General features: G+C 57.9%; 12 protein-coding genes and 1 other RNA gene. 9 read left to right on the forward strand and 4 right to left on the reverse strand.

Annotated features, from left to right (window positions below):
* The first annotated feature begins 2 nt into the window (after positions 1-2).
* The 3 genes from nirB to ABLU80_RS24510 all read left to right on the forward strand — a co-directional run bounded on the left by nirB (position 3) and on the right by ABLU80_RS24510 (position 8184).
* Positions 3-4070 (forward strand): nitrite reductase large subunit NirB, encoded by a 4068-nt coding sequence (nirB, locus tag ABLU80_RS24500; protein ID WP_348850557.1) that lies wholly within the window; start codon positions 3-5, stop codon positions 4068-4070.
* Complete coding sequence (locus ABLU80_RS24505) at positions 4070-6676, forward strand: nitrate reductase (protein ID WP_072382996.1); 2607 nt, start codon at positions 4070-4072, stop codon at positions 6674-6676. Before nirB ends, ABLU80_RS24505 begins: the two co-directional genes overlap by 1 nt.
* Before the next feature lie 131 nt (positions 6677-6807).
* Entirely contained in the window at positions 6808-8184 is a 1377-nt protein-coding gene (locus ABLU80_RS24510) for a YchO/YchP family invasin (protein WP_032711419.1), read from the forward strand.
* On the opposite strand, the gene narL is transcribed toward ABLU80_RS24510, so the two are convergent.
* Both narL and narX read right to left on the reverse strand, forming a co-directional pair.
* A complete protein-coding gene (gene narL / locus ABLU80_RS24515; protein ID WP_015705094.1) occupies positions 8181-8831 on the reverse strand; it encodes a two-component system response regulator NarL in 651 nt (216 codons plus the stop codon). The two genes, ABLU80_RS24510 and narL, sit on opposite strands and share 4 nt — an antisense overlap.
* A gap of 10 nt (positions 8832-8841) precedes the next feature.
* Positions 8842-10620: a nitrate/nitrite two-component system sensor histidine kinase NarX gene (narX, locus tag ABLU80_RS24520; RefSeq protein ID WP_015367089.1), complete on the reverse strand. Its 1779-nt coding sequence runs from the start codon at positions 10618-10620 to the stop codon at positions 8842-8844.
* A gap of 311 nt (positions 10621-10931) precedes the next feature.
* Here narX and ABLU80_RS24525 point away from each other — a divergent pair, with 311 nt between their 5' ends.
* The 5 genes from ABLU80_RS24525 (at position 10932) to narI (ending at position 19366) form a co-directional block, all read left to right on the forward strand.
* The gene (locus tag ABLU80_RS24525; RefSeq protein WP_015705095.1) at positions 10932-12320 is read left to right on the forward strand and encodes a NarK family nitrate/nitrite MFS transporter; all 1389 of its coding nucleotides are present in this window, start codon (positions 10932-10934) and stop codon (positions 12318-12320) included.
* Positions 12321-12706: 386 nt separating this feature from the next.
* Positions 12707-16450 (forward strand): nitrate reductase subunit alpha, encoded by a 3744-nt coding sequence (locus tag ABLU80_RS24530; RefSeq protein WP_015367086.1) that lies wholly within the window; start codon positions 12707-12709, stop codon positions 16448-16450.
* Positions 16447-17982 (forward strand): nitrate reductase subunit beta, encoded by a 1536-nt coding sequence (gene narH / locus ABLU80_RS24535; RefSeq protein ID WP_015367085.1) that lies wholly within the window; start codon positions 16447-16449, stop codon positions 17980-17982. Before ABLU80_RS24530 ends, narH begins: the two co-directional genes overlap by 4 nt.
* Positions 17979-18689 (forward strand): nitrate reductase molybdenum cofactor assembly chaperone, encoded by a 711-nt coding sequence (gene narJ / locus ABLU80_RS24540; protein WP_015367084.1) that lies wholly within the window; start codon positions 17979-17981, stop codon positions 18687-18689. Before narH ends, narJ begins: the two co-directional genes overlap by 4 nt.
* On the forward strand, positions 18689-19366 hold the full coding sequence (gene narI, locus ABLU80_RS24545) for a respiratory nitrate reductase subunit gamma (RefSeq protein WP_015367083.1): 678 nt from the start codon (positions 18689-18691) through the stop codon (positions 19364-19366). Before narJ ends, narI begins: the two co-directional genes overlap by 1 nt.
* On the opposite strand, the gene ABLU80_RS24550 is transcribed toward narI, so the two are convergent.
* Positions 19363-20259, reverse strand: a complete 897-nt coding sequence (locus ABLU80_RS24550; RefSeq protein WP_047041474.1) for a DMT family transporter — start codon at positions 20257-20259, stop codon at positions 19363-19365. The two genes, narI and ABLU80_RS24550, sit on opposite strands and share 4 nt — an antisense overlap.
* A gap of 107 nt (positions 20260-20366) precedes the next feature.
* Between ABLU80_RS24550 and ABLU80_RS24555 the strand changes: the two genes are divergently transcribed.
* Entirely contained in the window at positions 20367-20810 is a 444-nt protein-coding gene (locus ABLU80_RS24555) for an Lrp/AsnC family transcriptional regulator (protein WP_015367081.1), read from the forward strand.
* A 117-nt stretch (positions 20811-20927) separates the two neighbouring features.
* Here ABLU80_RS24555 and ABLU80_RS24560 read toward each other — a convergent pair.
* A non-coding RNA gene (locus ABLU80_RS24560) (RtT sRNA) lies at positions 20928-21016 on the reverse strand; the annotation flags it as partial.

The raw sequence follows: 21016 nt of genomic DNA on the forward strand, positions 1-21016 counted from the left end.
GAATGATGCGGCGACTGGTAATTATCGGCAACGGTATGGCGGCAACCCGGCTGGCAGAGAAGCTGGCGGCGCGCGCGCAGGGGCGTTTCATCATCACGCTTATCGGCGATGAACCGCAGCCGGCCTACAACCGCATTCAGCTCTCGCCGGTACTCGGCGGGGAAAAAACGGCGGCGCAAATCCAACTGCTGCCGACGGAGTGGTACGCCCAGCATGGTGTCCGCGTGCGGCTTGGCGAGGCGGTCAGCGAAGTGGATGTCGTGGGGCGGAGGCTGCGCGTCGGCGGCGACTGGCTGGAATGGGATGAACTGGTGTTCGCCACCGGGTCGCAGCCGTTTATCCCGTCGCTGCCGGGTATTGAGCGCCCGCAGGTATTCGCCTTTCGCACCCTGGCGGATGTTAAAGACATCCTGGCAATCCCCGGCCCGGCGGTGGTAATCGGCGGTGGCGTATTGGGCGTGGAGGTCGCGGCGGCGCTGCGCCGTCACGGTGGGGAAGTGACGCTACTCCATCGCGGTAGCGGTTTGATGGAGCCGCTTACCGATGCTTTTGCCGCGGAACAGTTAAAACAACAGCTTGAGGCACGCGGCATCCACTGCGAGCTGGAGAGCCGAATTGCCGCTATTGACGAGCAGCATGTGCGGCTGGAGGACGGGCGCGCTTTTGCCGCCAACCGGGTGGTGTTAGCCACCGGCGTACGGCCGGATATCCGTCTGGCGACGCGCAGCGGCGTAGCCTGCCAGCGGGGGATTATCGTCGACCGCCGGATGGCGACCTCGCTGCCGGGGATCAGCGCTATCGGCGAGTGTTGTGAGATTGACGGCCAAACCTGGGGGCTGGTGGCTCCCTGCTTGCGCCAGGCCGATGTGTTAGTTGAACGCCTGTGCGGGGCTCCCGGCGAAGAATTCAGCTGGCAGGACGGCGGCACCCGGCTGAAGGTCACCGGTATCGAGTTTTTTAGCGCCGGCGAACAGCGGGCCGGCGAGCAGGACCAGATCTACAGCAGTTGGGACCCCATCGATCGCCACTACCGTCGCCTGCTGATCCGCGATGGCCGGTTGCACGGCGTGCTGCTGCTGGGCGACTGCCAGCAGGCGGCGCCGCTTACCGCGCTGCTCGGCAGCGATAGGTCCCCTTCAGCGGAGTGGCTTTTTGACCCTTCTATAACGCAGCCGCGGGCTGCAGGAAAAATGACGATGACTAAACCTGTATTAGTGCTGGTCGGACACGGCATGGTCGGCCACCATTTTCTTGAGCAATGCGTGAGCCGGAACCTGCACCAGCAGTACCGTATCGTGGTTTTTGGCGAAGAGCGCTATGCCGCCTATGACCGGGTTCATCTCTCGGAATATTTCGCCGGGCGCAGCGCAGAGTCGCTATCGCTGGTAGAGGGAAACTTTTTTAGCCAGTACGGCATTGAGCTGCGGCTAGGAGAGACGATCGCGGAAATCGATCGTCCGGCGCGAATCGTGCGCGATGCCCACGGCCATGAAACCCATTGGGATAAGCTGGTGCTGGCGACCGGCTCCTATCCCTTCGTGCCGCCAATCCCCGGTAACGATGAAGAAGGCTGCTTCGTCTATCGTACGCTTGACGATCTTGACCGCATTGCCGCCCGCGCCGCCACTGCGCAGAGCGGGGTGGTCATTGGAGGCGGGCTGTTGGGGCTGGAAGCCGCCAACGCGTTAAAACAGTTGGGGCTTAAGACCCATGTGGTGGAGTTCGCCGCCAACCTGATGGCGGTGCAGCTGGATAACGGCGGCGCGGCGATGCTGCGGGAGAAAATTCTCGATCTGGAGGTTGGCGTGCACACCAGCAAAGCGACGACGGCGATAGTGCGCACCGCCGACGGGCTGCAGCTTAACTTCGCCGATGGCGGCACGCTGCAGACCGATATGGTGGTCTTTTCCGCCGGGATCCGCCCGCAGGATGCGCTGGCGCGCGGCGCAGGCCTGGCAATCGGCGAACGCGGCGGTATCGGTATCGATGACCACTGCCGGACCTCGGACGCAGATATATTGGCGATTGGCGAATGCGCGCTGTGGGACAACAAAATTTATGGCCTGGTGGCGCCGGGCTACCACATGGCGCGCACCGCGGCGGCGCAGTTGGCCGGCGAAACCGCCCGCTTTAGCGGTGCCGATATGAGCACCAAACTCAAACTGCTCGGCGTGGATGTAGCGTCGTTTGGCGATGCTCACGGACGTACAGCTGGTTGCCAGAGCTATCAATGGACCGATGGTCCGCGGCAGATCTACAAAAAGATCGTTGTCAGCGCTGATGGCAAAACGCTGCTGGGCGGCGTATTGGTGGGCGATGCCGGTGACTACGCGACGCTGTTGCAGATGATGCTGAACGGCATGGCGCTACCGTCTCGTCCGGAAAGTCTGATCCTCCCTGCCATGGATGGGGCCACGACGAAAGCGCTGGGCGTGGCGGCACTGCCGGATAGCGCGCAGATTTGCTCTTGCCATAACGTCAGTAAGGGGGACATTTGTCAGGCGGTCAGCGCCGGAGCGGGTGATATGGCGGCAATCAAAAGCTGCACTAAAGCGGCGACCGGCTGCGGCGGCTGTAGTGCGCTGGTCAAACAGGTGATGGAACACCAGCTTGCCGGGCAGGGCGTCGAGGTTAAAAAAGATATCTGCGAGCATTTTCCGTGGTCGCGGCAGGAGATCTATCATCTGGTACGAGTCAACCACATCCATACCTTCGATCAGCTCATTAGCCGTTACGGGCAGGGCCACGGCTGTGAAGTGTGTAAACCGCTGGTGGCGTCGGTACTGGCCTCCTGCTGGAATGAGTATCTGCTGAAACCGGCGCATCTGCCGCTGCAGGACACCAACGATCGCTACTTCGCCAATATTCAGAAAGACGGTACTTACTCGGTGGTGCCGCGGATGGCCGCAGGCGAAGTTACGCCGGACGGGCTTATCGCTATCGGCCAGATCGCCAAACGTTACCAGCTGTACAGTAAAGTGACCGGAGGACAGCGTATCGACCTGTTTGGCGCGCGGCTGGAGCAACTGCCGGACATCTGGCGCGAGCTGGCGGCGGCGGGATTTGAAACCGGACACGCCTACGGCAAATCATTACGCACGGTAAAATCCTGCGTCGGCTCGACCTGGTGCCGCTATGGGGTTCAGGATTCAACGGGGCTGGCGGTAAGGCTTGAACATCGTTACAAGGGGCTGCGCGCGCCGCATAAAATCAAAATGGCGGTCTCGGGCTGTACCCGCGAATGTGCCGAAGCGCAAGGTAAAGACATTGGGGTTATTGCGACTGAAAAGGGCTGGAATCTTTACGTCTGCGGCAACGGCGGGATGAAACCGCGCCATGCGGACCTCTTTGCGAGTGACCTTGATGACGCCAGCCTAATCCGTACCGTCGATCGGTTGTTGATGTTTTATATTCGCACCGCCGACCGCCTGCAGCGCACCAGTAGCTGGATGGATAACCTTGAAGGCGGCGTGGCGTATCTACGCGAGGTGATCTTGCACGATAGTCTCGGTATCGGCGATGAGCTGGAGCAGGAGATGGCGCGGGTGGTGGATAGCTACCAGTGCGAATGGCAGACCACCCTGAACGATCCACAGCGGCTGGCGCTATTCCGTTCCTACGTTAACAGCGATGAGGCCGATGAGGCGGTGCAGCGGCAAATCCTGCGCGGTCAGCCGCAGCTGGTGGCGCCGCAAGGGCTTGGGCAACCGGCCCTGCCGTCGCGGCCGTGGCAGGCGATCTGCGATCTGGATGCGATTCCGCCGCAGGCGGGGATCGGCGCGCGCCTCGGCGAGCGGCAGATTGCGCTGTTCCGCTTCGGCGAGCAAGTTTATGCACTGGATAACCAGGAACCCGGCAGCGAGGCCAACGTGTTATCGCGCGGCATTTTAGGCGACGCGGGCGGCGAGCCGATCGTTATTTCGCCGCTGTATAAACAGCGGATTCGCTTGCGAGATGGTCGCTTGTACGACAGCGGCGAGCCGTCGGTGCGCGCGTGGCCGGTGAAGATCGAACAGGGCAAAGTGTGGGTCGGCAACCAGGCATTGCTGCTGCGCGCGGAGGCGAGCTGATGAGCGAAACCCGAACCACCTGTCCATACTGCGGCGTCGGCTGCGGAGTTATCGCCCGCGTTGAACCCAGTGGAACCGTCACGGTTCGCGGCGATGAAAACCATCCCGCTAACTTTGGCCGCTTGTGCGTAAAAGGGGCAGCGCTTGGGGAAACGACCTCGCTTAGCGGGCGGTTATTACACCCTGAAGTCGATGGCCGGGCGGTCGGCTGGCCGCAGGCGCTGGCGGAGGCGGGTTCACGTCTGCGCGACATTATTGAGCGCTACGGCCCGCAGGCGGTGGCGTTTTACGCCTCCGGTCAGCTGTTAACTGAGGATTATTACGCCGCCAACAAGCTGATGAAGGGCTTTATCGGCGCCGCCAATATCGATACGAATTCGCGGTTATGTATGTCATCGGCGGTCACTGGCTATAAGCGGGCGCTCGGCGCGGACGTCGTGCCGTGCAGCTATGAAGATGTCGAGCAGAGCGATCTGGTGGTGCTGGTGGGCTCCAACGCCGCCTGGGCGCATCCGGTTCTCTATCAGCGGTTGGCGCAGGCGAAACGCGATAATCCGCGGTTGCGGATCGTGGTGGTGGATCCGCGACGCACCGCGACCTGCGATATTGCCGACGATCATCTGGCGTTGGCGCCCGGTAGCGATGGCGGGCTATTTGTCGGCCTGCTTAATGCCATTGCCGCCAGCGGTGAAATGGCGGCGGGTTTTCGCGACCAGCGGCAGGCGCTGACCATCGCCGCGCAATGGAGCGTGGAAAAAGCGGCCGCCTTCTGCGGCCTGGCGCCGGAGCAAGTGGCTCGCTTTTATCGTGATTTTATCGCTGCGCCGCGCGCCATCACGCTGTACACCATGGGAATTAATCAGTCTGCCAGCGGCAGCGATAAGTGCAACGCGATTATCAATGTCCATCTTGCCAGCGGGAAATTTGCCCGCCGCGGCTGCGGGCCGTTTTCGCTGACCGGTCAACCCAACGCCATGGGCGGGCGTGAAGTGGGCGGACTGGCGACGATGCTGGCAGCGCATATGAATTTTGAGCCGCAGGACCTGCAGCGATTAGCGCGCTTTTGGGGCAGCGAGCGACTGGCGCAGACGCCGGGGCTAACCGCCGTCGAACTCTTCGCCGCGATTGGACGCGGCGAGGTCAAAGCGGTGTGGATTATGGGGACCAATCCGGTGGTCTCACTGCCCGATAGCCACGCGGTGAGTCAGGCGCTGTCCAGGTGTCCCCTGGTGATGGTCTCCGATGTCGCCGCCAATACTGATACGGGGCGCTTTGCCCATATCCGCTTTCCGGCGCTGGCATGGGGCGAAAAAAACGGTACCGTGACCAACTCGGAGCGGCGAATTTCGCGTCAGCGGGCTTTTTTGCCGCCGCCGGGGGAGGCGAAAGCCGACTGGTGGATCATTTCCCGTCTCGCCGCCGAATTAGGTTATGCCCGGGCTTTTTCATGGCAACATCCGCATGAGGTGTTTTGTGAACACGCGGCGCTCTCAGGATTTGAAAATGTCGGTCAGCGGGCGTTTGATATTGGCGGGCTGGCGGACCTCAGCCGGGAGTCGTGGGATGCCCTGACGCCGGTGCGCTGGCCGGTGAGCCGCAGCGCCGCGCCCTGGCGGTTAACGGAGGGCTGGCACGGCGACGGCAGGTTGCGGATGGTGCCGGTGTCGCCGCAGCCGACCCGGGCGCAGACCGAGGCATTTTATCCATTAATCCTCAATAGCGGACGTATTCGCGATCAGTGGCATACCATGACCCGCACCGGTGACATACCGCGGTTGATGCAGCACATTGCCGAACCGGTCGTCGAGGTGGCGCCTGCCGATGCGCGTCGTTTTCAATTACGAGAGGGAGAACTGGCTCGCGTCTGGTCGCGCCACGGCGTGATGATTGCGAAGGTGATAGTCAGCGAAGGGCAGCGCGCCGGTTCGCTCTTTGTGCCGATGCACTGGAATAATCAGTTTGCCCGCCAGGGACGGGTCAATAATTTACTGGCGGCGGTCACCGATCCGCATTCCGGGCAGCCGGAGAGCAAGCAGTCGGCGGTGGCGATAGCGCCGTGGCGGCCGGCGTGGCAAGGGGAGCTATTATCTCGCGAGCCCTTACCGTTGCCATCCTCGCTGCACTGGCGGCGACGGGCGGTGGTAGGGCTTAGCCATTTGTCGCTGGCCGCGGATATCGGCCCGCAAAGCTGGCTGACCGAGTGGTGTCGCAAGCAGGGATGGCAGTTGCAAATTGCCGAGGGCGGCGGGCTGTGGAACCTACTGGCCTGGTACGACGGGCAATTGATGCTCGGCTGCTGGAGCGATATTAAGCCGCCGCAAATCGATGCTGAATGGCTGTATACGGCGTTTCGGACGCCGCCGCAGACCGCCGGGCTACGCCATGCGTTGCTCAGCGGCCTTAAGGGCGGCGACAGCGCGCCGCGTGGGCGGACTATCTGTAGTTGCTTTAGTATCGGCGAGCGGCAGATCGGCGAGGCTATTGCCGGCGGCTGCGTCAGCGTAGAGGCGCTTGGCGCGAAGCTCAAGTGCGGCACCAACTGTGGTTCCTGTATTCCGGAACTCAAAGCGCTGCTGGCGGCAAATCAAACCCGAACGCCGGTTTGATGATCGGGGAAAGCAAACGTCAACCGGTTTCAGTTTATTCCTGGAATGGCCCACAGGGCTGCGGGGAAGGGCAAAAAACGATAAACTAACGTGATGTTGTTATTCCCCGTGAGCTTACGTTAATCCGTTTGATGCCTTTGCCGTACCGCTTAACCCCATCACTGACGCTTCTCCTGCTGCTGACAGGCGCTCCCGCCTGGGCGCTGATTGCTAACGATAACAGTATGCCGCCGCAAACGACGCTGCCCGATTTAGGCATAGCGCCGCAGGTCGACGACGATGCCAAACATTTCGCCGAGATGGCCAAGAAATTCGGCGAAGCCAGCATGAGCGATAACGGACTCACCACCGGCGAGCAGGCGCGGATGTTCGCCATCAGCAAAATCGGCAATGAGTTCAGCCATCAACTGGAAAACTGGCTGTCGCCGTGGGGTAATGCCAATATCGACCTGTTGGTGGATAAAGAGGGTAACTTCACCGGCAGCAAGGGTAGCTGGTTTGTGCCGCTGCAGGACAATGAGCGTTACCTCACCTGGAATCAATATTCGGTTACCCGGCGCGAGAACGATCTGGTTGGCAATGTTGGGCTCGGCCAGCGCTGGCGTGTCGGTAGCTGGCTGCTGGGTTATAACTCGTTTTACGACAAAGTGCTCAGCGAGAGCCTGGCGCGCGGCAGCATCGGCGCGGAAGCCTGGGGCGAGTATTTGCGCTTATCGGCCAACTATTACCACCCACTCGGCGACTGGCAGTTACGCGAAAATCAGACCCAGGAGCAGCGGATGGCCGTTGGCTATGACGTAACTGCCCAGGCGCGATTGCCGTTTTATCAGCACATCAATACCAGCGTCAGCGTCGAACAGTACTTCGGCGATAGTGTCGATCTGTTTCATTCCGGTACCGGATACCATAATCCGGTGGCGGTTTCGGTGGGACTGAATTACACCCCGGTACCGTTGGTGACGGTCACCGCTAAACACAAACAGGGTGAAAATGGCGTCAGCCAGAATAATGTCGGCCTGAAGCTGAATTATCGTTTTGGGGTTCCGCTGAAACAGCAACTGGCGGCGGATGAAGTGGCTATCAGCAACTCGCTACGCGGCAGCCGCTACGATAGCCCGGAACGCGATAATCTGCCGGTAGTGGAGTATCGACAGCGTAAGAATCTGACGGTCTATCTGGCGACTCCGCCGTGGGATCTGCACTCCGGCGAAACGGTACAGCTGAAGTTGCAAATTAATAGCCTGCACGGCATTAAATCGCTGCATTGGCAGGGGGACACTCAGGCGCTAAGCCTGACGCCGCCGGTTAATGCCAACAGTGCGGATGGCTGGAGCATCATTATGCCGGTGTGGAACAGCGAGCCGGGCGCGGTGAATCGCTGGCGTCTGTCGGTGGTGGTTGAAGATAAATCGGGTCAGCGCGTCTCTTCCAATGAGATCGCACTGGCGCTGACCGAGCCGCTGGTGACGTTTACGGCTCCCGACGTTTCCTGGACGGAATCGCCTTAGAAGATCCGTTCCTGGTGAACCCAGACGGCGGCTTCAACCCGTGATTTCAGCTTCATTTTCTTCAGCATGTGTTTCACATGCACTTTAACGGTGCTTTCGGTGATATCCAGGCGGCGGGCAATCATTTTGTTCGGCAGGCCCTGGGCAATCAGCTTCAGAATATCACGCTCGCGCGGGGTCAACTGGCTGATGTCGCGGTCGGACGTTGCACGATTAGCGCGCAGGCTGGCGGCCAGTACCGGGGTTAACGCTTCGCTTAATACCATTTCGCCTGCAGCGGCCTGCTGCAGCGCTTTCAGCAGATCTTCTGGTTCCATATCTTTCAGCAGGTAGCCGTCGGCGCCGCGTTTCAGGGCGGTCACTACGTCCTCTTCATGATTGGAGACGCTGAATACCACCACGCGGCCGGAGAGCGATTTTTCCCGCAGCTTGTCGAGCGTTTCGAGGCCGTTCATCCCTGGCATATTAAGGTCCAGTAGAATCAGGTCCGGATCCAGCGATTCCGCCAGTTCGATACCTTGTTCGCCATTACTGGCTTCGCCGATAACCTGAATGTCCGGCGCCATGCTAACCAGTTGCTTTACGCCAGTGCGCAGCATGGGATGATCATCAATGAGAAGGATGGTTGCCCGTTCCTGTTGACTCATAGGGTTCTCCTTATTGGATTGAAAACGATTTTTCCGGGATAAATGTCACCACGACTTCGGTACCGCCGGTCTCCCGGCGGCGCACCTGACAGTCGCCGCGCAAGCTTTGCGCGCGATCCCGCATAATAATTAAACCGTAATGGTTACTTCGCTCCGCGTTTTCCGGTACGCCGCGGCCGTTATCGGCAACGACTAAACGTACCTGATTATCGCGTTGTGACACGGTCACGATGACTTCCGTCGCGTTAGCATGCTTCAACGCATTGCTTAACGCCTCGCGGGCGATCTGCAGCAGGTGAATCGCCTGATGCGACGGGACAAAGCGCGGCGGCAACTGGTAATCCAGTTGTACCGTGAAACCAAAGTGCGCGCTGTACTCCTGACAACTGGCCTCCAGCGCCGGGCGCAGACCCGCCTCGGTAAGCTGCAGGCGGAAGGTGGTTAACAGCTCCCTTAGCTGCGCCCAGGAGGTATTGAGTTCGTTGCGGATCTGCCCCAACAGCAGCCGGCTTTCATCCGGCAGGCTATCGCCCTGCATCTGCAGACAGCTTACCTGCATCTTCATGCACGAGAGCGACTGGGCGATAGAGTCGTGAAGCTCGCGGGCGATGGTGGCACGCTCTTCCATCACGATGAGCTGCTGCTGTTTTTCCTGATGGCGATCCAGCGCCAGGGTGCTGGTCAACTGCTCCACCAGCGTGTCGACCAGTTGCTGTTGGTCGTGGCTCAGGTGGCGGCCAACCGGCAGCGTTGCCAGCAGGATGCCATACTGGTTATGCGCGTCTGATAGTCGCCATTTCAGCGTTGTGCCGCCATCCGGCAGCGGGGGAAGATCGCGCGGACATAGATAGCAGCCTTTATCATCGCATTCGATATCGGAGTGGCAGGCAAACTCCTGATGATTGTCTTCATCCTCGAGGTCATACACCCGCACTTCAATATCTCGTAACAGCGTCAGCCCCTGCAGACCGTTCAGCACCGGTGAGATGCGCTCGCACAGCGGGGCGCTGGAGTGTAACCGACGGTTGGCCTGCCATAAAAAGGCCAGGATCTCGTTTTTCTGCTCGAGGCCGGCGGTCTTTTCCTGTACCCGCCGTTCAAGCACGGCGTAGCTTTCCGCCAGCTCTTCCGACATGTTATTCAACGCCATGCCGAGGGTCGCCATTTCGTTGCGACCGCTGATGTGCGCGCGCTGGGTAAAATCGCGCTGGCTGACCGCCCGCGCCATACCCAGTAACTGTTTCCATGGCCGCAGCAGGCGGGCGCGCAGCCAGATAATGGTAAAGATCAGCAGCAGCGCCATGCCGATGGCGAGGATGCGGTGGATCCAGACCACGCGCTCGATACGCTGTTCGGTGGTGTGGTCGAAAGCGGTAACCAACTGGTCAATACGGTCGACAAAGTCGGCGACATCCTGTGCCACGTCGCTTTGCCTGACGGCCTGTTTCATGCCCGGTCCCAGCGACAACTGCCAATATTGCTGCAGCGCTTTCAGCTGTACTTCCTGGCCGTCACGACGCGCGGAGTATTGCAACTCCGGGCTAAATACGGTAGCGGTCATATCGTTAAACAGCTTTTGATCGTTGGCCGTCAGCGGAATAGCCGCCAGCAGGCGGTAACTCTGCATACGCAACGAGCCTGCCTTGTTAATGGCGTGGGCGCTGCCCTGCACTCCATGCACCAGGCGGGCGGATATCGCCATACCGGCCACGCCAATAATGGTGGCGAGCAGTACGATTAACGCCAACTGATTAACCAATGTGAGCGGCGTAAACAAACGTTTTAACATGGAATGGGTGGCTCCTGATGGGTCATCTCTCCGGGAGTGGCGCTTATTCTCGGCTATCCCCTGGAGTATACCCATACCCCTAAGGGATTACCCCTTAATTGTCGGTGGTAGGTGGCGTGGTGGGAGGGATAACCACGAACCCAGCAGTCGCGTGAAAAACCACACTTTTTTTCTCATAATTATCTACTCACTTCGGAGCATGATTTATTTTTGTACAAAATGGCTCGCGCTTTTCCTTTGATTTATATCAACTTACAGCCTTGAGCAACCCCTAAGGTAGCATCAGGAAATATGAATAATCAGAGGTATCTATGAGTCAATCTTCAATCCCGGAGAAGGCTAGCAGCTCAGTCATCACCGACTGGCGTCCTGAAGATCCTGAGTTTTGGCAACAGCGCGGCCACCGTGTGGCGAGCCGCAATTTATGGATCTCCGTTCCCTGTCTTTTACTGGCGTTCTGCGTCTGGATGTTGTTTAGCGCCGTCGCGGTAAACCTCAATAAAGTGGGTTTTCAGTTCACTACCGATCAGCTGTTTATGTTAACCGCATTGCCAGCGCTTTCCGGCGCGCTGCTGCGCGTACCTTATGCCTTTATGGTCCCGCTGTTCGGCGGCCGCCGCTGGACGGCGTTCAGTACCGGTATCATGATTATTCCGTGCGTTTGGCTTGGCTTTGCGGTACAGGATACTTCCACACCGTTTAGCGTGTTCGTGATTATCTCTCTGCTGTGCGGCTTTGCCGGCGCTAACTTTGCTTCCAGTATGGCGAACATCAGCTTCTTCTTCCCGAAAGAAAAGCAGGGCGGCGCGCTGGGGGTTAACGGCGGTCTGGGTAACATGGGCGTCAGCGTGATGCAGCTGGTTGCGCCGCTGGTAGTCTCGATTTCTATTTTTGCCGTTTTTGGCGGTAGCGGTAGCGAGCAGCCGGATGGCTCAATGCTGTATCTGGAAAACGCCGCGTGGATCTGGGTTCCATTCCTGATCATCTTTACCCTGGCCGCGTGGTTCTTTATGAACGATCTGTCGGCCTCAAAAGCATCGCTGAGCGAACAGTTGCCGGTACTTAAACGCCTGCATCTGTGGATTATGGCGCTGCTGTATCTGGCGACCTTTGGTTCCTTTATCGGTTTCTCCGCCGGGTTTGCGATGCTGTCAAAAACCCAGTTCCCGGACGTGCAGATTCTGCACTACGCCTTCTTCGGTCCGTTTATTGGCGCGCTGGCGCGCTCGATGGGCGGGGCGATTTCCGACCGTCTCGGCGGGACCCGCGTAACGCTGGTGAACTTCGTGGTGATGGCTATTTTCTGCGCGTTACTGTTCCTGACTCTGCCGACAAATGGTCAGGGCGGCAACTTCATCGCCTTCTTCGCGGTATTTATGGTGCTGTTCCTGACCGCCGGGCTGGGCAGCGCCTCTACCTTCCAGATGATTTCCGTGATCTTCCGTAAGCTTACGATGGACCGCGTGAAAGCGCAGGGTGGCAGCGAAGCGCAAGCGATGCGTGAAGCGGCGACGGATACCGCCGCGGCGTTGGGCTTTATTTCGGCGATTGGCGCGATCGGTGGTTTCTTTATTCCGAAAGCGTTCGGTATTTCGCTTGATCTGACCGGCTCGCCGGCCGGGGCAATGAAAGTCTTCCTCGTTTTTTATATTGCCTGCGTAGTAATCACCTGGGCGGTATACGGCCGTAAACAGAAATAAGTCTTTTCTTAATGTGAAGTGACAGGGCGCGCCACAGGGTGCGCCCTTTTTATTATTTGTTGTTAGTTACAACATACTTTTACTTGTGCAAAGCTGTTGAATTCAGGGAAATAACTATCGGTACGTCATCTACCACTTAATACCTAAGCGTGGCATAAATCCCGGTTAACATTCTGTCATATTTAAAATAATCCTTATAAAACAATTGGATATTTAATAAATATCGTTACTACTTTGGTGGTATCTGCGGGTTGGGTGCGGATTTATAAGCTATTTCGCATTGATCGCCATCAATTCTCCTCTTCCGGCATGGCGCTATTTTCGCTGCAAATCCAGCAATGTCGATTTATCAGAGAGCCGTCAGGCTCCATATCAGGAGAAACCCGATGAGTAAATTTCTGGACCGGTTTCGCTACTTCAAACAGAAGGGTGAAACCTTTGCCGATGGGCACGGCCAGCTTCTTAAAACCAACCGGGATTGGGAGGATGGATACCGCCAGCGTTGGCAGCATGACAAAATCGTGCGTTCCACTCACGGTGTGAACTGCACCGGCTCATGCAGCTGGAAAATTTATGTCAAAAATGGCCTGGTCACCTGGGAAACCCAGCAAACTGATTACCCGCGTACCCGCCCCGATCTGCCGAACCATGAACCACGCGGCTGCCCGCGCGGCGCCAGCTACTCCTGGTATCTGTACAGCGCTAACCGCCTGAAATATCCGCTGATGCGTAAGCGTCTGATGAAGATGTGGCGTGAAGCGAAAGTTCAGCATAGCGATCCGGTTGAGGCATGGGCTTCAATTATTGAAGATGCCGATAAAGCGAAAAGCTTTAAACAGGCCCGCGGTCGCGGCGGTTTTGTTCGTTCTTCATGGAAAGAAGTGAACGAACTGATTGCCGCTTCAAACGTCTATACCGTCAAAACTTACGGTCCAGACCGCGTGGCAGGCTTTTCGCCGATCCCGGCGATGTCGATGGTTTCCTATGCGTCCGGCGCCCGTTACCTGTCGCTGATTGGCGGTACCTGTCTGAGCTTCTACGACTGGTACTGCGACCTGCCGCCAGCCTCGCCGATGACCTGGGGCGAACAGACCGATGTGCCGGAATCTGCCGACTGGTATAACTCCAGCTACATCATCGCCTGGGGCTCCAACGTCCCGCAGACCCGTACCCCGGACGCGCATTTCTTTACCGAAGTTCGCTACAAAGGGACCAAAACCGTGGCGATTACTCCGGACTATGCCGAAATCGCCAAGCTCTGCGATCTGTGGCTGGCGCCGAAGCAGGGTACCGATGCCGCGATGGCGCTGGCGATGGGCCACGTCATGCTGCGTGAGTTCCACCTCGATAAACCGAGCCAGTACTTCACCGATTACGTACGTCGCTACACCGACATGCCGATGCTGGTCATGCTCGAAGAGCGCGACGGCTACTATGCCGCTGGCCGTATGCTGCGCGCTGCCGACCTGGTTGACTCCCTGGGCCAGGAGCAGAATCCGGAATGGAAAACCGTCGCCTTTGACGAGAAGGGCGAAATGACCGTACCTAACGGTTCTCTGGGTTTCCGCTGGGGCGACAAAGGCAAGTGGAACCTCGAACAGCGCGATGGTAAAACCGGCGAAGAAATTGAGCTGCGCCTGAGCCTGCTTGGCAGCCATGATGATATCGCCAACGTCGGTTTCCCATACTTTGGCGGCGAAGGTTCCGAGCATTTCAACAAAGTCGACCTCGAAAACATTCTGCTGCACAAACTGCCGGTAAAACGCCTGCAGATGGCCGATGGTTCCACCGCGCTGGTGACTACCGTTTATGACCTGACCATGGCGAACTACGGCCTGGAACGCGGTCTGAACGATGAAAACTGCGCGACCAGCTACGATGACGTCAAGGCGTACACTCCGGCCTGGGCAGAAAAAATCACCGGCGTATCCCGCGCGCACATCATCCGTACCGCGCGCGAATTTGCCGATAACGCCGATAAGACCCATGGCCGCTCGATGATTATCGTCGGTGCGGGCCTGAACCACTGGTTCCATCTGGACATGAACTACCGCGGGCTGATCAACATGCTGATCTTCTGCGGCTGCGTTGGCCAGAGCGGCGGCGGTTGGGCGCACTACGTTGGTCAGGAAAAACTGCGTCCGCAGACCGGCTGGCAGCCGCTGGCGTTCGGCCTTGACTGGCAGCGTCCGGCACGCCACATGAACAGTACATCGTACTTCTATAACCACTCCAGCCAGTGGCGCTATGAAACCGTCACCGCGCAGGAACTGCTGTCGCCGATGGCGGATAAATCCCGCTACAGCGGACATCTGATCGACTTCAACGTGCGCGCTGAGCGTATGGGCTGGCTGCCGTCGGCGCCGCAGCTGGGCGTGAACCCGCTGCGTATTGCTGACGAAGCGAAGAAAGCCGGCATGACGCCGGTCGATTACACCGTGAAATCGCTGAAAGAGGGGTCTATTCGCTTTGCGGCCGAGCAGCCGGAGAACGGTAAAAACCATCCCCGTAACCTGTTTATCTGGCGTTCCAACCTGCTGGGCTCCTCCGGTAAAGGCCATGAATATATGCTCAAGTACCTGCTGGGTACCGAGAACGGTATTCAGGGCAAAGACCTTGGCAAGCAGGGCGGCGTGAAGCCGGAAGAAGTCGAATGGCGGGATAACGGTCTCGACGGCAAACTGGATCTGGTCGTCACGCTCGACTTCCGTCTGTCGAGCACCTGTCTGTACTCCGACATCGTACTGCCGACCGCAACCTGGTACGAAAAAGACGATATGAATACCTCGGATATGCATCCGTTTATTCACCCGCTGTCTGCCGCCGTTGACCCGGCCTGGGAATCCAAAAGCGACTGGGACATCTATAAAGGTATCGCTAAGAAATTCTCTGAAGTCTGCGTAGGCCACCTCGGCAAAGAAACCGACGTCGTGACGCTGCCGATTCAGCACGATTCCGCCGCGGAAATGGCGCAGCCGTTTGACGTTAAAGACTGGAAAAAAGGCGAATGTGACCTGATCCCAGGTAAAACCGCGCCGCATATTATTCCGGTCGAGCGTGATTATCCGGCGACCTACGAGCGTTTCACCTCTATCGGCCCGCTGCTGGAAACCATCGGCAACGGCGGTAAAGGTATCGCCTGGAATACCCAGAGCGAGATGGACCTGCTGCGTAAGCTCAACTACACCAAGGCGGAAGGCCCGGCGAAAGGCCAGCCGAAGCTGGAGACCGCTATTGACGCCGCTGAGATGATCCTCACTCTCGCGCCGGAAACTAACGGTCAGGTAGCTGTGAAGGCGTGGAAAGCGCTGAGCGAATTTACCGGCCGCGACCATGCGCATCTGGCGCTGAACAAAGAAGACGAGAAGATCCGCTTCCGCGATATTCAGGCGCAGCCGCGTAAGATCATCTCCAGCCCGACCTGGTCTGGCCTGGAAGACGAACATGTCTCCTATAACGCTGGCTACACCAACGTCCACGAGCTGATACCGTGGCGTACGCTGTCCGGCCGTCAGTCGCTGTATCAGGATCACCAGTGGATGCGCGACTTTGGCGAAAGCCTGCTGGTCTATCGTCCGCCGATTGACACCCGTTCGGTGAAAGCGGTGATGGGCGAGAAGTCCAACGGCAATAAGGAGAAGGCGCTGAACTTCCTGACGCCGCACCAGAAGTGGGGGATTCACTCTACTTATAGCGATAACCTGCTGATGCTGACTCTGTCGCGCGGCGGGCCGATCGTCTGGATGAGCGAAGCGGATGCGAAAGATCTGGGTATCGAGGATAACGACTGGATCGAAGTCTTCAACGCCAACGGCGCCCTGACGGCGCGTGCGGTAGTGAGCCAGCGCGTACCGGCAGGAATGACCATGATGTACCACGCGCAGGAACGTATCGTTAACCTGCCGGGTTCTGAAGTTACCGGTCAGCGCGGGGGGATCCACAACTCGGTTACCCGTATTACGCCAAAACCGACCCATATGATCGGCGGCTACGGCCACCTGGCGTACGGCTTTAACTACTATGGCACCGTCGGTTCCAACCGCGATGAGTTTGTTGTGGTACGTAAGATGAAGAACATTAACTGGTTAGACGGCGAAGGTAATGACCAGGTACAGGAGAGCGTAAAATGAAAATTCGTTCACAAGTCGGCATGGTGCTGAATCTCGATAAATGCATCGGCTGCCACACCTGCTCCGTAACCTGCAAAAACGTCTGGACCAGTCGTGAAGGGATGGAGTACGCCTGGTTTAACAACGTAGAAAGTAAGCCGGGCGTCGGTTTCCCGAACGACTGGGAAAACCAGGAAAAATGGAAAGGCGGCTGGATCCGTAAAATCAACGGTAAACTGCAGCCGCGCATGGGCAACCGCGCGATGCTGCTGGGTAAAATCTTCGCCAACCCGCATCTGCCGGGAATCGATGATTACTACGAGCCGTTTGATTTTGACTACCAGAATCTGCATAACGCGCCGGAAAGCAAACATCAGCCGATCGCTCGTCCGCGTTCGCTGATTACCGGCCAGCGGATGGACAAAATTACCAGCGGCCCGAACTGGGAAGAGATCCTCGGCGGCGAGTTTGAAAAACGCGCCAAAGACCAGAACTTCGAAAACATGCAGAAGGCGATGTACGGCCAGTTCGAAAACACCTTCATGATGTATCTGCCGCGCTTATGCGAGCACTGCCTGAACCCGGCGTGCGTCGCGACCTGCCCGAGCGGTGCCATCTATAAGCGTGAAGAAGACGGTATTGTCCTGATCGACCAGGATAAGTGCCGCGGCTGGCGTATGTGCATCACCGGCTGCCCGTACAAGAAGATCTATTTCAACTGGAAGAGCGGGAAATCCGAGAAATGCATCTTCTGCTACCCGCGTATTGAATCCGGGATGCCGACGGTGTGTTCCGAAACCTGTGTGGGACGTATTCGCTATCTCGGTGTCCTGCTCTACGACGCGGACGCGATTGAAAACGCAGCCAGCACCGAGAATGAGAAAGATCTGTATCAGCGTCAACTGGACGTCTTCCTCGATCCTAACGATCCAAAAGTGATTGAACAGGCGTTAAAAGATGGCGTACCGCAGGGCGTAATTGAAGCCGCGCAGCAGTCGCCGGTTTACAAAATGGCGATGGACTGGAAGCTGGCGCTGCCGCTGCACCCGGAATATCGCACCTTGCCAATGGTCTGGTACGTGCCGCCGCTGTCGCCGATTCAGTCCGCCGCCGATGCGGGCGAACTGGGTAGCAACGGGATCCTGCCGGATGTAGAAAGCCTGCGTATTCCAGTCCAGTATCTGGCGAACCTGCTGACCGCGGGCGATACCCAGCCGGTACTGCTGGCGCTGAAACGTATGCTGGCGATGCGCCACTTCAAACGTGCGGAAACCGTCGACGGCGTCGTCGATACCCGCGCGCTGGAAGAGGTTGGGCTGAGCGAAGCGCAGGCGCAGGAGATGTACCGTTATCTGGCCATCGCCAACTACGAAGATCGTTTCGTGGTGCCGAGCAGCCATCGCGAACAGGCCCGCGATGCTTTCCCGGAGAAGAGCGGTTGCGGCTTTACCTTCGGCGATGGTTGCCACGGTTCTGACAGCGAATTCAACCTGTTTAACAGCCGTCGCATTGACGCCATTGACGTTACCAGCAAAACGGAGCCGCACGCATGATTGAACTCGTGATTGTGTCGCGTCTGCTCGAATACCCTGACGCTGCCTTATGGCAGCATCAGCAGGAGATGTTCGAGGCTCTCGCGTCATCGGAAAAACTCGCCAAAGAAGATGCCCAGGCGCTGGGCGTTTTCCTGCGCGATTTAGTGGCTCAGGATCCGCTGGACGCCCAATCGGCGTATAGCGAGCTGTTTGACCGCGGCCGCGCCACCTCGCTGCTGCTGTTTGAACATGTTCACGGCGAGTCCCGCGATCGCGGGCAGGCGATGGTCGACCTGATGGCGCAGTACGAGCGCCACGGTCTGCTGCTGGATAGCCATGAGCTGCCGGATCACCTGCCGCTGTACCTTGAGTATCTGGCGCAGTTGCCGGAAGAGGAAGCGCTTGGCGGCCTGCGGGACGTTGCGCCAATCCTTGGCCTGCTCAGCGCGCGTCTGCAACAGCGCGAGAGCCGCTATGCGGTGTTGTTCGAGCTGCTGTTGAAGCTTGCCAATACTCAGGTCGATAGCCAGAAAGTGGCGGAGAAGATTGCCGACGAGGCCCGCGACGATACACCGCAGGCGCTGGATGCCGTCTGGGAAGAAGAGCAGGTCAAATTCTTTGCCGACCAGGGCTGCGGCGAGTCGGACATCTCCGCTCACCAGCGCCGTTTTGCCGGAGCCGTGGCCCCGCAATATTTGAATATCTCTAACGGAGGACAGCACTAATGCACTTCCTGAATATGTTCTTCTTTGACATCTATCCGTACATTGCGGGTTCAGTGTTCCTTATTGGCAGCTGGCTGCGCTACGACTACGGCCAGTACACCTGGCGCGCCGCCTCCAGTCAGATGCTGGATCGTAAAGGGATGAACCTGGCGTCAAACCTGTTCCATATCGGGATCCTGGGTATTTTTGCCGGTCACTTCCTCGGCATGCTGACCCCGCACTGGATGTATGAGTCCTTCCTGCCGATCGACGTGAAGCAGAAAATGGCGATGTTTGCCGGCGGGGCGTGCGGCGTGATGACGTTGGTCGGCGGTTTACTGCTGCTCAAGCGCCGTCTGCTGAGCCCGCGCGTTCGTGCTACCACCACCACAGCGGATATCCTGATCCTCTCGTTGCTGATGGTGCAATGCGCGCTGGGTCTGCTGACCATTCCATTCTCCGCCCAGCATATGGACGGTAGCGAAATGATGAAACTGGTCGGCTGGGCGCAGTCGGTGGTGACCTTCCACGGCGGAGCTTCGCAGCATCTCGATGGCGTAGCTTTTGTCTTCCGAGTTCACCTGGTGCTGGGGATGACGCTGTTCCTGCTGTTCCCGTTCTCGCGCCTGGTTCACATCTGGAGCGCGCCGGTCGAGTACCTGACGCGCAAATACCAGATTGTGCGCGCGCGTCGCTAGTTCATTCGCGACGGCTGACTTACCCCGCCATGGCGGGGTTTTTTTTCGCCCCAGCCAAGGTTGTTGCCCGCCGCAGCAAACAAAATCAGCACCCCTCCAGCCAACTGCAGCGGCGTGAGCGCATGATGGAAAACCAGATAGTCAACCACGATAGCCATCAGCGGATAGATAAACGAGAGCGAACCAGTGACCGGCGTCGGCAGCTTTTGAATTGCACTATATAAAAGTTGATACATAATCCCGGTATGGACGATGCCGAGGATCAGCAAATAGCGCCAGGGAAAATGGCCGTTAAACTCGGGGGCATGAACCAGCGGCAAAAGCATTACCGTACCGACGATAACCTGAATAAAAGCGATATGCTGCGCCGGTAGCGGCTGCAGCTTGCGGGCGATAATGGCGGTCAGGGCATAAAAAAACGCCGCGCATAACGCCAGTGCAATGCCAGTAACGAGATTGTCTCCGTGGGTGGGAGTTAGTTCGCTCGATAGCAGAATCACCACGCCGCCGAAGGCCAGCAGTAACCATCCCCATTTTACCGCGCTTACCCTTTCACCTAGTATCATGCTCAGTAATACCAGCATAAAGGGCTGGGTGTTGTAGACCACGGTGGCCATCCCGATAGAAACGCGTGAGTAGGCGGCAAACAGCAGCAGCCAGTTGATCACCAGCGCGACGCCGCCAAGGACTGCCAGCGCCAGAGTGAGGCGCGTCAGGCGGCTGAAGGGTTGCCGGCTTAACAAAATAAACAGCAATAATGTGACCGCGCCGATAAGACAGCGCCAGAAAACCACGTCGATTACCGGCAACCCTGAGAGCAGCACGAATGCGCCAATCGAGCCGGAAATGATCATCGCCAGGCTCATCTGCCAGACACCACGAGAAAGCTGCATATTTCACCTCCAGAAGTTTTCCATTATTGTCGTGAAAAGCCTGACAGCTTGATATATCTGAAATAAGGTAAAAACAGATGAATGCCTTTATTAATTAGGTGAAATAAATGGAATACGTAATTGATGAAATAGACCGGGCTATTCTGACCTGCCTGACACAAGATGCCAGAGTTTCGCTCAAGGTATTGAGCGCGCAGGTGGGATTGACCTCGCCGAGTACCGCCGAGCGGGTAAAACGCCTTGAGGAAAAAGGGGTTATTGAGGGTTATGGCGCGCGGGTGAATCTGGCGGCGCTGGGATATAGTCTGCAGGCATTAGTACGAGTGAGACCGCTACCGGGATTGCTGCAAAAAGTGGATAAATATATCCAGGCTATGCCGGAGTGTATTGAAAGTGACAAGGTCACCGGAGAGGATTGTTTTGTTATGCGTCTTGTGGTCCGTGATATTGCGCAGCTGGATACGATACTGGATGGTCTCGCAGAGTATGCGCAGTGCAATACGTCGGTGGTGAAGAGTTCACCGGTAAAAAGACGATTGCCACCGCTGTGAATTTTCCCGGAGGCGGTGCTGCGCACCTGTCCGGGCTACCAAACGGCACCACCTGTAGCCTCGCTAAGCGAAGCGCGAGCGAGGAGATAGCAGTGCAGGTGGCTGAAGAGAATGCAACAGTAGTGGGGGAAGGATTACTCGGCGCTAAAGTGCCTCGCCCTTCGGGCCGTTGCCTGCGGCAACGTTCTCTCGCTGACGCTCGAGTC

Origin of the sequence: Klebsiella sp. CN_Kp104 (assembly GCF_040064515.1) — a bacterium.
Classification (GTDB): domain Bacteria; phylum Pseudomonadota; class Gammaproteobacteria; order Enterobacterales; family Enterobacteriaceae; genus Klebsiella; species Klebsiella aerogenes.

Bases quoted from the DNA above. Each gene is read 5' to 3' on its own strand.
- ABLU80_RS24510 (WP_032711419.1), top strand. From the start codon at position 6,808: ATGCCTTTGCCGTACCGCTTAACCCCATCACTGACGCTTCTCCTGCTG.
- ABLU80_RS24505 (WP_072382996.1), top strand. From the start codon at position 4,070: ATGAGCGAAACCCGAACCACCTGTCCATACTGCGGCGTCGGCTGCGGA.
- ABLU80_RS24525 (WP_015705095.1), top strand. From the start codon at position 10,932: ATGAGTCAATCTTCAATCCCGGAGAAGGCTAGCAGCTCAGTCATCACC.
- nirB (WP_348850557.1), top strand. From the start codon at position 3: ATGATGCGGCGACTGGTAATTATCGGCAACGGTATGGCGGCAACCCGG.
- narI (WP_015367083.1), top strand. From the start codon at position 18,689: ATGCACTTCCTGAATATGTTCTTCTTTGACATCTATCCGTACATTGCG.
- ABLU80_RS24530 (WP_015367086.1), top strand. From the start codon at position 12,707: ATGAGTAAATTTCTGGACCGGTTTCGCTACTTCAAACAGAAGGGTGAA.
- ABLU80_RS24555 (WP_015367081.1), top strand. From the start codon at position 20,367: ATGGAATACGTAATTGATGAAATAGACCGGGCTATTCTGACCTGCCTG.
- narJ (WP_015367084.1), top strand. From the start codon at position 17,979: ATGATTGAACTCGTGATTGTGTCGCGTCTGCTCGAATACCCTGACGCT.
- ABLU80_RS24550 (WP_047041474.1), bottom strand. From the start codon at position 20,259: ATGCAGCTTTCTCGTGGTGTCTGGCAGATGAGCCTGGCGATGATCATT.
- narL (WP_015705094.1), bottom strand. From the start codon at position 8,831: ATGAGTCAACAGGAACGGGCAACCATCCTTCTCATTGATGATCATCCC.
- narX (WP_015367089.1), bottom strand. From the start codon at position 10,620: ATGTTAAAACGTTTGTTTACGCCGCTCACATTGGTTAATCAGTTGGCG.
- narH (WP_015367085.1), top strand. From the start codon at position 16,447: ATGAAAATTCGTTCACAAGTCGGCATGGTGCTGAATCTCGATAAATGC.